At 45.3% G+C, this 10941-nt stretch carries 9 protein-coding genes; 8 read left to right on the top strand and 1 reads right to left on the bottom strand.

Translation table 11 applies throughout. The annotated features are described in order from the left end of the window. The 6 genes from mnmG to deoC all read left to right on the top strand — a co-directional run. The coding region (gene mnmG / locus QZ135_RS19965; RefSeq protein ID WP_294613478.1) for a tRNA uridine-5-carboxymethylaminomethyl(34) synthesis enzyme MnmG at positions 1–1827 on the top strand (1827 nt) is incomplete at its 5' end. 57 nt (positions 1828–1884) lie between these two features. Then, entirely contained in the window at positions 1885–2409 is a 525-nt protein-coding gene (locus tag QZ135_RS19960) for an adenine phosphoribosyltransferase (protein WP_294613476.1), read from the top strand. A gap of 35 nt (positions 2410–2444) precedes the next feature. Then, entirely contained in the window at positions 2445–4283 is a 1839-nt protein-coding gene (gene uvrC / locus QZ135_RS19955) for an excinuclease ABC subunit UvrC (protein WP_294613473.1), read from the top strand. A 226-nt stretch (positions 4284–4509) separates the two neighbouring features. Further along, entirely contained in the window at positions 4510–4962 is a 453-nt protein-coding gene (dtd, locus tag QZ135_RS19950) for a D-aminoacyl-tRNA deacylase (protein WP_294613470.1), read from the top strand. After that, positions 4962–5300 carry a nucleotide pyrophosphohydrolase gene (locus QZ135_RS19945; protein WP_294613484.1) on the top strand — a complete coding sequence of 113 codons (339 nt, stop codon included), beginning with the start codon at positions 4962–4964 and terminating at the stop codon, positions 5298–5300. The genes dtd and QZ135_RS19945 overlap by 1 nt, the downstream gene beginning before the upstream one ends. Next, on the top strand, positions 5287–6189 hold the full coding sequence (gene deoC / locus QZ135_RS19940; protein ID WP_294613467.1) for a deoxyribose-phosphate aldolase: 903 nt from the start codon (positions 5287–5289) through the stop codon (positions 6187–6189). The genes QZ135_RS19945 and deoC overlap by 14 nt, the downstream gene beginning before the upstream one ends. Positions 6190–6286: 97 nt before the next feature. Here the strand turns inward: deoC and QZ135_RS19935 are convergent, their stop codons facing one another. Continuing rightward, positions 6287–7261 (bottom strand): polyprenyl synthetase family protein, encoded by a 975-nt coding sequence (locus QZ135_RS19935; RefSeq protein ID WP_294613464.1) that lies wholly within the window; start codon positions 7259–7261, stop codon positions 6287–6289. 86 nt (positions 7262–7347) lie between these two features. Here QZ135_RS19935 and polA point away from each other — a divergent pair, with 86 nt between their 5' ends. Together polA and QZ135_RS19925 are read left to right on the top strand one after the other, a co-directional pair. Then, on the top strand, positions 7348–10173 hold the full coding sequence (gene polA, locus QZ135_RS19930; protein WP_294613461.1) for a DNA polymerase I: 2826 nt from the start codon (positions 7348–7350) through the stop codon (positions 10171–10173). 279 nt (positions 10174–10452) lie between these two features. Beyond that, on the top strand, positions 10453–10845 hold the full coding sequence (locus QZ135_RS19925) for a DUF3836 domain-containing protein (protein ID WP_294613458.1): 393 nt from the start codon (positions 10453–10455) through the stop codon (positions 10843–10845). The last annotated feature ends 96 nt before the right edge of the window (positions 10846–10941 follow it).

The raw sequence follows: 10941 nt of genomic DNA, 5'->3' as shown, positions 1-10941 counted from the left end.
TGTGAAGCTGCCGCAGCCGCAGCAAATCTGGGTTCAAAAACCTGTCTTATCACCATGGACATGAATAAGATAGGACAGATGAGTTGCAATCCTGCCGTAGGTGGCATTGCCAAAGGACAAATTGTACGAGAGATAGACGCTTTAGGTGGATACATGGGGTTGGTGACCGACCAGACCGCCATCCAGTTTCGCATATTGAACCGTTCCAAAGGCCCTGCCATGTGGAGTCCGCGTGCACAATGCGACCGCAACAAATTTATCTGGGCATGGCGCGAAATCCTGGAAAACATCCCCAATCTGCATATCTGGCAAGATACTGTACGCGAAATCCTCATTGAGAACGGAGAGGCTGTAGGCTTGACTACTTTACTGGATGTGACTTTCCGTGCCAAGTGCATAGTATTAACTGCCGGAACTTTCCTGAACGGATTAATGCACGTCGGGCGTACCCAACTTGCCGGCGGGCGCATGGCAGAACCTGCGTCTTACGAATTAACCGAATCCATCGCAAGACATGGCATTGACTATGGACGCATGAAAACCGGTACCCCTGTCCGCATTGACGGGCGGAGCGTACACTATGAATACATGGAGACACAAGATGGCGAATCGGACTTCCACAAGTTTTCATTCATGGACACCAGCATCCGTCACCTGAAACAACTTCCATGCTGGACTTGCTTCACAAACGAAGAAGTGCATCGTGTGCTGCGCGAAGGATTACCGGATTCTCCCCTTTTCAACGGACAAATTCAAAGTATCGGCCCCCGCTATTGTCCCAGCATCGAAACTAAGATAGTAACATTCCCCGATAAGGGACAACATCAACTTTTCCTTGAACCGGAAGGGGAAACTACCCAGGAACTTTATTTAAATGGTTTCTCTTCATCGCTCCCTATGAATATACAAATCGAAGCATTGAAGAAAGTACCGGCATTCAAGGATTTGGTTATTTACCGCCCGGGCTATGCCATCGAATATGATTTCTTTGACCCTACGCAACTGAAACACACGTTGGAATCGAAGAAAATTAAAAATCTGTTCTTTGCCGGACAAGTGAACGGAACCACCGGATATGAAGAAGCTGCCGGACAAGGTATCATTGCCGGTATCAATGCACACATCAATTGCCATGGGGGCGAACCGTTTACTTTGGCACGCGACGAAGCATATATCGGCGTATTAATCGACGACCTGGTGACAAAAGGAGTGGATGAACCTTATCGCATGTTCACTTCACGCGCGGAGTACCGCATCTTATTACGCATGGACGATGCCGACATGCGTCTTACAGAAAAGGCATGGAAACTTGGGCTTGTCAAAAGCGACCGTTACGAGTTGCTGAAACGGAAACGTGAAGCTATCAATAATATTGTGGAGTTCACCCGCAACTACTCGATGAAACCGGCACTAATAAATCCGGCATTAGAGAAGCTTGGTACCACTCCCCTACGACAAGGATGCAAATTAATAGATTTGATAAACCGTCCGCAAGTTACCATTCAGAACATGGCGGAACATGTTGACGCCTTCCGCCGGGAACTGGATAAGATTACTGAAAGAAAAGAGGAAATCATGGAGGCTGCCGAAATACTTATCAAGTATGAAGGGTACATCGGACGTGAGCGAATCATCGCCGATAAATTGGCCCGGCTGGAAAGCATCAAGATAAAGGGAAAGTTCGATTACAATTCTATTCAATCCCTTTCCACCGAAGCCAGACAGAAATTGGAAAAGATAGATCCGGAAACAATCGCTCAGGCGAGCCGTATTCCGGGAGTGTCTCCAAGCGATATAAACGTTCTGCTGGTACTTTCGGGCAGATAACGTGGAACGTTCCACGTGAAACAAAAGGATTCAATAAATGCATTAAAAATACTGATTATGAGCAAAGAAACTCTTGCAAAAAGCATTCGGGAAATCCCCGACTTCCCTATTCCGGGAATCCTGTTCTACGACGTAACAACCTTGTTCAAAGATCCGGCCAGGCTACAGGAACTTTCTGATACAATGTATGAGATGTATAAGGATAAGGGCATCACTAAAGTTGTAGGCATTGAATCAAGAGGGTTCATCATGGGGCCTATCCTCGCAACCCGATTGAATGCGGGCTTCATCCCTATCCGCAAACCCGGAAAACTTCCAGCAGAAACAATAGAAGAAAGCTACGACAAGGAATACGGAAAGGACACCATTCAGATACACAAGGATGCTCTGGACGAAAACGACGTCGTTCTGCTTCATGATGATTTGCTTGCAACGGGTGGAACAATGGAAGCAGCCTGCAAGTTAGTACAGAAGATGAATCCGAAGAAGATTTATGTAAACTTCATCATTGAACTGAAGGATTTGCATGGAAAGGAACTATTCAATAAAGATGTAGATGTGCAGTCGGTGCTTTCTTTATAACTGATTTTATTACCTAAACAGACAGCAAGAACCTCATGGAGAATAACCCGGAACTAAAAACCAGCGAATATCTGAAAGGGATTGTATTGAACCTTCCCGAAAGCCCCGGTATTTATCAATATCTGAATACCGAAGGAGTTATCATATACGTAGGCAAAGCTAAAAACTTAAAGCGAAGGGTTTCCTCCTATTTCAATAAAGACCACGAGCCGGGAAAGACAAGGGTGCTTGTCAGCAAGATTGCTGATATACGCTACATCGTCGTTAATTCAGAAGAAGATGCGTTGCTGCTGGAAAACAATCTCATCAAGAAGTATAAGCCACGGTACAATGTTCTTCTGAAAGACGACAAGACTTACCCATCTATCTGCGTACAAAACGAGTATTTTCCCCGAATATTCAAGACCCGCAAGATTATACGCAACGGCTCTTCATACTATGGACCCTACAGCCATGCACCTTCCATGAATGCATTGCTCGACCTTATCAAACATTTATATCCACTACGCACCTGCAACCTCAACCTTTCACCCGAAAATATCAATGCAGGCAAGTTCAACGTCTGTCTGGAATACCACATTAAGAACTGCGCAGGCCCCTGCATTGGCAAGCAATCACTGGATGATTACATGAAAAACATCGGTGAAATCAAGGAAATTCTCAAAGGGAACACACAGGAAATAGAACGGATGCTCTATCAGCAGATGCAGAAACTGGCAGCCGATATGAAGTTTGAAGAGGCACAAGGAATCAAAGAGAAGTATATGCTGATTGAGAGCTACCGTGCCAAATCAGAAGTAGTAAGCAACGTGTTGCACAATATCGATGTATTTAGCATAGAGGAAGACAGCGACGGGAAATCAGCCTTTATCAACTACCTGCATATCACGAATGGAGCCATCAACCAAGCATTTACGTTTGAGTATAAAAAGCGTTTGAACGAAACCAAAGAGGAACTCCTTCCACTGGGCATCATTGAAATGCGGGAGCGCTATAAGAGCCTTTCACGCGAAATCATCGTACCTTTCGAGGTGGATATGGAGTTGAAAGATGTCGTTTTCACCATTCCTCAACGGGGAGACAAGAAGAAACTACTGGAACTTTCCATTCTGAATGTGAAGCAATACAAGGCCGACCGTCTGAAACAGGCTGAAAAGCTGAATCCGGAACAACGCAACGTCCGGCTAATGAAAGAAATACAGGACGAGCTGCATCTGGAACACCTGCCTATGCAGATAGAATGTTTCGATAACTCAAATATTCAGGGTTCCGACCCTGTGGCTGCCTGCGTGGTGTTCAAGAAGGCAAAACCTTCGAAACAGGACTATCGGAAATATAATATAAAGACCGTAGTGGGCGCGGATGACTATGCCTCCATGAAAGAAGTCGTCAGACGCCGTTACCAGCGCGCTGTTGAAGAGAAGTTACCCCTACCCGACCTCCTTATCACCGACGGTGGAAAGGGACAAATGAGCGCCGTAAAAGAAGTTCTGGATGAACTGAATCTGAATATTCCCATCGCCGGACTTGCCAAGGACGGCAAGCACCGCACATCAGAATTACTTTACGGCTTCCCACCGCAAACCATCGGATTAAAACAAAACACTCCCCTGTTCCGCCTTTTGACGCAGATACAAGACGAGGTTCACCGCTTTGCCATTTCTTTCCATCGCGACAAACGCAGCAAACGGCAGATAGCCTCGGAACTCGATGAAATAAAGGGGATTGGCGAGAAGACGAAATCCGCTCTGCTCAAGGAGTTTAAGAGCGTAAAACGCATCAAGGAGGCATCGTTGGAAGCCATTGCAGCAGTGGCAGGAGAAGCGAAGGCGAGAGTTATAAAAGAGCACTTCGGAGCAGAAAAGCTCCCGTAATTCGCAGAGTATACATATTCTAATCATTGATACTAGTTTGCCAATGTCTTGCCATAGGCTTGGCAAACTTTTGCCATCGCAGTGGCAAGACTTTGCCAAGCCTATGGCACAACTGTGCCAATACGGTGGCAAAAACAAAAGAATCATACGTTCAAATTACAGGCAATCACGAATTTATTCGTAACTTTGCAGCCCGGAAAAGATTAAAAGATTAGGATAAAAGAACATGAGAATAGTCATACAACGTACCGGACACGCATCCGTTACAATCAATGGAACTTGCAAATCTGCTATAGGGAAAGGGCTTCTGATATTGGTAGGCATTGAGGAAACAGACGGTCAGGAAGATATTGACTGGCTCTGCAAAAAGATTGTCAACCTGCGCGTCTTCGATGACGAGAACGGAGTGATGAATAAATCCATCCTCGATATTGACGGTGAGATACTGGTAATCAGCCAGTTCACTCTGCACGCTTCCACCAGGAAAGGCAACCGCCCCTCCTACATCCGAGCAGCTAAACCCGAAATATCCATCCCGTTGTATGAACAGTTTTGCCGTGAATTGAGTTCTTCATTAGGTAAAGAAATAGGCACCGGCGAATTTGGCGCCGATATGAAGGTAGAATTATTGAACGATGGTCCCGTGACCATCTGTATGGATACAAAAAACAAGGAATGATGACATTAGAAGAAGCTCAGCAACAAGTAGATTGCTGGATTAAGAAGTACGGAGTGCGCTACTTCAGCGAACTCACCAACATGGCTGTTCTCACCGAGGAGGTAGGCGAACTGGCAAGAGTTATGTCCCGCAAATACGGCGACCAATCCTTTAAGGAAGGAGAAAAAGACAATATCGATGACGAAATAGCGGATGTCCTCTGGGTACTCCTCTGCATTGCCAATCAAACGGGCGTAAACGTCACTGAAGCGTTTGCCCGCAACCTTGAGAAGAAAACCCAACGGGACAACACCCGACATATCAATAATCCAAAATTGCATGACCATGGAGAAGAATGAACCCACTCAGAACAAGTATGATGCCGCATTGGCGAAGTACAACACCCAGCTGGACGATGCGGAAGTTGCTGCAAAAGTAGCCAAACTCATCGCGGAGAAAGTGCCCGGAAACCATACAGAAGCAGTCAAGAAGCTCTTGTTCCACTGCATCGACCTGACCACGCTGAACACCACCGACAGCGATGAAAGCGTGATGAAATTCACGGAAAAGGTGAATCAGTTTGACGATGAATTCCCCGATTTGGAGAACGTGGCAGCCATCTGTGTCTATCCTAATTTCGCAGAAATCGTAAAGAATACGCTGGAAGTGGAAGATGTAAAGATAGCCTGTGTTTCGGCCGGATTCCCTTCTTCACAGACCTTCACGGAAGTGAAAGTAGCAGAGACGGCTATGGCGCTGATGGAAGGTGCAGATGAGATAGATATCGTTATCCCTGTAGGCAAATTCCTAAGCGGAGACTACGAAAGCATGTGCGAAGAGATACAGGAACTGAAAGACGTGTGCAAGGAACACCACATGAAGGTCATTCTGGAAACAGGTGCCCTGAAGACAGCTTCCAACATCATGAAAGCCTCTATCCTATCCATGTATTCGGGTGCGGATTTCATCAAAACCTCTACCGGAAAGCAACAACCTGCCGCAACGCCCGAAGCTGCTTATGTGATGTGCCGGGCCATCAAGGAATATTACGATGAAACCGGCAATAAAGTGGGATTCAAGCCTGCCGGAGGTATCAATACCGTGAACGATGCGGTTATTTACTACACCATCGTCAAAGAAGTGCTGGGTGAAGAATGGCTTAACAATGAATGGTTCCGACTGGGTACCAGCAGATTAGCAAACCTTTTGCTTTCTGAGATTAAAGGAGAAGAAATGAAGTTCTTCTAATAAAGAACCACATTCATTCAAAATAAAAGCGAAGGACTCATTCTCTTCTTATTGGAGAATGAGTCCTTCGCTTTATTTTTGAGGTAATATATTATAGTTACTTATCCCTGTCCACCACATAATCCAGATAAGCGGTAAGCGCTGTTTTTACATCCGTATCAGGCAGACCCGCCAGTAAGGACAAGGCTTTCTCCTTATATGCATGCATAGTTTCTACAGCATACCCAATACCGCCTTGCTGCTTGGTAAACTCAATTAAACGGGCGATTTCATCGGACGTGGCAGTACCATCTTTCACTTTCATGGCTATTTCTTCGGCCGCCTTGTCGTGGGTTGCATTCAAAGCATAAAGCACGGGAAGCGTCAACTTGCCTTCAAGCATATCATTCCCCGTAGGTTTGCCTATCTCCTTGCTATCGTAATAGTCGAAAATATCATCTTTAATCTGGAAACAAAGACCGATATATTCACCAAACAAGCGTGCAAATTCAGCCTGTTCATCGGTCACTCCCACCGAAAGAGCACCCGCTTTGGTGCAAGCTGCAAAGAGTACAGCCGTCTTCTTGCGGATTACATCGAAATAGATTTCTTCGGAGAACTGGAGATTACTTACATTGGAGAGTTGCAGAAGCTCCCCCTCCGACAAATTCTGTCCGAGTCGGGAAACAACGTCAATAATAGCATAATTATGTGTTTTGCCCACCTGAACAAGCGAGGTTGCCAACAGATAATCTCCTACCAGCACCGCCACCTTATTATTATAGATAGCGTTCACCGATAACTGCCCCCGACGTTCGGTGCTTTCATCCACCACATCATCATGAACCAGACTGGCCGTATGCAACAATTCAAGGGAAACAGCCGCATGGAGAGTCTCCGGGCAAACCGTACCATACAGTTTTGCCATCAGCAAGAGCAACATCGGACGCATCATTTTCCCGTTCCTTTGCCGAATGTGTGAAATTACTTCATTCAGTAAAAAGTTGGAACTGGTAAGTGAAGTGTCGAACAGCTTCTTAAAGTCATCCAGCTCTGCCGCTATCGGGGATTTTATAAGTGATGAGTTGTCCATGCATCGCTATTTTCCCACAAAAATAGTAATAAAACAGTTAATACGGTATTTTTTTGTACTTTTACCATGAAAAAAAGGATAAATATATGAATTCTGACGATAAACTGTTTCTTCTCGATGCCTATGCATTGATATATCGCGCCTATTACGCGTTCATCAAGAATCCGCGGATTAACTCCAAGGGGTTCAATACTTCGGCCATTCTGGGCTTTGTAAATACACTTGAAGAAGTGCTCAAAAAAGAGAACCCAAGCCATATCGGTGTCGCTTTCGACCCCTCCGGCCCTACCTTCCGCCATGAAGCATACGAACAATATAAGGCACAACGGGAAGAAACTCCGGAGGCCATCCGCCTCTCCGTACCTATTATAAAGGATATTATACGCGCATACCGCATCCCCATCCTGGAAGTGCCGGGCTATGAAGCCGACGATGTGATTGGCACACTTGCCACGGAGGCAGGGAAACAGGGCATCACCACCTATATGATGACGCCTGATAAAGACTACGGGCAGTTGGTTTCCGAAAACGTATTCATGTACCGTCCCAAGCACACAGGCGGCTTTGAGGTCATGGGCATAGAGCAGGTGAAAGCTAAGTTCGACATCCAGTCCACCCAGCAAGTCATCGACATGCTCGGATTGATGGGCGATGCTTCCGATAACATTCCCGGTTGCCCGGGCGTCGGAGAGAAAACCGCACAGAAGTTAATCAGCGAATTCGGGAGCATCGAAAATCTGCTGGAGCATACCGACCAACTGAAAGGCGCCCTGAAGACCAAAGTGGAAAACAACCGAGAAATGATTACTTTCTCCAAATTCCTCGCAACTATCAAAATTGATGTTCCCATCAAACTTGATATGAAAGCACTCGTTCGCGAAGAACCCAATGAGGAAGAACTCCGGAAAATTTTCGAAGAGATGGAATTTCGTACGCTCATCGACCGTGTACTCAAAAAAAGCAGCTCCCCCTCCCCTTCTTCCGAAACTCCCGACCTTTTCTCGGCTGGTCCTCTTTTTACCCAAAATAGCGGTCCCGTCCAAGGCAATTTGTTTGAAGAATTTGCGCCCAACGGGACGGAAGAGCCGAAAAAATCAAATCTCGCGCGTTTAGAAACGCTTAATCCGGACTACCAACTCATTGATACAGAAGAGAAAAGAGCGGAATTTATTAAAAAGTTGCTTACAACGAAAATTCTCTCAATAGATACCGAAACTACTTCGGCCGAGCCAATGGAAGCAGAATTGGTAGGAATGAGTTTCAGTGACACCGAAAATCAGGCTTACTATGTTCCGGTCCCGCCCGAACGGGAAGAAGCGTTAAAAATAGTAAATGAGTTCCGTCCGCTCTACGAAAATGAAAATTCCATGAAGGTGGGACAAAATATCAAGTACGACATTCTTGTTCTCCAAAATTATGGAATAGAAGTGAAAGGCGAACTTTTCGACACGATGCTCGCACATTACGTGCTGCAACCCGAGCTTCGTCACAACATGGATTATCTGGCGGAGATTTATCTGCATTATCAAACCATCCACATCGACGAACTTATCGGTCCGAAAGGAAAGAACCAGAAAAACATGCGCGACCTTCCACCGGAGGAAGTTTATAAATATGCCTGCGAAGATGCGGACATAACCCTAAAATTGAAGAACGTACTCGAAAAGGAGTTGAAAGAACAAGGCGTGGAACATCTCTTCTATGAAATAGAAATGCCATTGGTGCGCGTGCTTGCCAATATGGAAAGCAATGGAGTCCGCATAGACACCGAGGCACTGAAACAAACGTCCGAACACTTCACCGCCCGCCTGCAAGAGATTGAAAAAGAAATCTACGAGTTGGCAGGAGAGACATTCAATATCGCTTCGCCCAAGCAAGTGGGTGAAGTCCTGTTCGACAAACTGAAAATCATTGATAAGGCGAAAAAGACCAAGACCGGTCAGTACGTCACCTCAGAAGAAGTGTTGGAAAGCTTGCGCAATAAGCATGATATTATCGGAAAAATACTGGAATACCGTGGACTAAAGAAATTATTAGGAACATATGTAGACGCTCTTCCCCTGCTGATTAATCCACGCACAGGGCGCATCCATACTTCTTTCAACCAGGCAGTCACGGCTACCGGACGACTTAGTTCCAGCAATCCGAATTTACAGAACATCCCCATCCGCGATGAAGATGGCAAGGAAATCCGTAAGGCTTTCATCCCGGACGATGGCTGCGAGTTCTTCTCTGCCGACTACTCACAGATAGAACTGCGCATCATGGCGCATCTGAGCGAAGACAAAAATATGATAGACGCCTTCCTCAGCGGATATGATATCCATGCCGCCACCGCCGCCAAAATATATAAGATAGATATCAAAGACGTCACCTCCGATATGCGCCGCAAAGCCAAGACAGCCAACTTCGGCATTATCTACGGCATCTCCATCTTCGGATTGGCAGAGCGCATGAACGTGGACCGTAAAGAGGCCAAGGAACTGATTGACGGATATTTTGAAACCTATCCGCAGGTACGTGAATATATGGACAAGAGCATACAGGTGGCCCGCGAACAAGGCTATGTGGAAACCATCTTCCACCGCAAACGTTTCTTGCCCGACATCAACTCAAGAAATGCAACGGTACGGGGATATGCAGAACGCAATGCCATCAATGCTCCCATCCAGGGAAGTGCCGCCGACATCATCAAAGTTGCCATGGCACACATCTATAAACGCTTTCAAACTTACAATCTGAAAGCAAAGATGATTTTACAGGTTCATGACGAACTAAATTTCAGCGTTCCAGAGGCTGAAAAAGAGTTTGTGCAACAAATTGTAATCGAAGAGATGGAACGCGCATATCGCATGCACGTACCATTGAGAGCCGATTGCGGGTGGGGAAAGAACTGGTTACAGGCTCACTAAACCGCCTTATAACTTTATTTAACTTACAATCAGAAAGCAACTGAAGCATTCCATTCAAAATACAGTTTGCTCACCAGAATATCCGGCAACATCACTGCCGGATATTTTTTTGTCATCAATATTGGCAAAAAGAAAGAGTAGCAAAGCATACACTGCTGACATTTTGACTATATTTAATCTATTATTTGCATTTATGTCAATTTAATCCGTACCTTTGCGCCGAAATCAATGACATATTGATAGAATATAGTAAGAGATAACTTAAAAACATATAGAACCATGAAAACAAAAGTATTTTTAAAAACAGTTGCTTTGTCAGCAGTAATTCTGTTTGGTAGCATTGCAGCTTCTGCAGCTAACAAAAACAACCTTATTTACAATTCGGAAGAAAGAGATGGAGTGATGGTAGGACAGACCGTTTACAAGATGGACGGTGGTGCTTTAGCAAACTATATGAAGTACAGCTACAAGTACGACGACCAGAAACGCATGACGGAAAGTGAAACTATGAAGTGGAACAGCACAAAGAATGCTTGGGAAAACGACCTTCGCATTTGCTATGCTTACCAGGGAAAGAGCCTCACTACTACTTACTACAAGTGGAACAGCAAACAAAAAGCATATGTCCTTGTTCCTGACATGACAGTTACAATGGACAACCCCAATCTGTAAAAGACGACAGATTCTCTCTTAAAAATCTAACAAATCGAACAAACCGAAACCTTTATAAGTTTTGTACACTAAGTGAAAGCCGGAATACGTGATGTA

The sequence above is a fragment of the uncultured Bacteroides sp. genome (assembly GCF_905207245.1).
In the GTDB taxonomy this organism is placed as follows: Bacteria; Bacteroidota; Bacteroidia; order Bacteroidales; family Bacteroidaceae; genus Bacteroides.
The sequence above is the reverse complement of the archived record's forward strand: the minus strand, read 5'-3'. Positions and strand labels throughout refer to the sequence as shown.

What these genes read in the sequence shown, in the direction of transcription:
- QZ135_RS19960 (WP_294613476.1), top strand. Translation starts at nt 1,885, where the DNA reads ATGAGCAAAGAAACTCTTGCAAAAAGCATTCGGGAAATCCCCGACTTC.
- uvrC (WP_294613473.1), top strand. Translation starts at nt 2,445, where the DNA reads ATGGAGAATAACCCGGAACTAAAAACCAGCGAATATCTGAAAGGGATT.
- dtd (WP_294613470.1), top strand. Translation starts at nt 4,510, where the DNA reads ATGAGAATAGTCATACAACGTACCGGACACGCATCCGTTACAATCAAT.
- QZ135_RS19945 (WP_294613484.1), top strand. Translation starts at nt 4,962, where the DNA reads ATGACATTAGAAGAAGCTCAGCAACAAGTAGATTGCTGGATTAAGAAG.
- deoC (WP_294613467.1), top strand. Translation starts at nt 5,287, where the DNA reads ATGGAGAAGAATGAACCCACTCAGAACAAGTATGATGCCGCATTGGCG.
- QZ135_RS19935 (WP_294613464.1), bottom strand. Translation starts at nt 7,261, where the DNA reads ATGGACAACTCATCACTTATAAAATCCCCGATAGCGGCAGAGCTGGAT.
- polA (WP_294613461.1), top strand. Translation starts at nt 7,348, where the DNA reads ATGAATTCTGACGATAAACTGTTTCTTCTCGATGCCTATGCATTGATA.
- QZ135_RS19925 (WP_294613458.1), top strand. Translation starts at nt 10,453, where the DNA reads ATGAAAACAAAAGTATTTTTAAAAACAGTTGCTTTGTCAGCAGTAATT.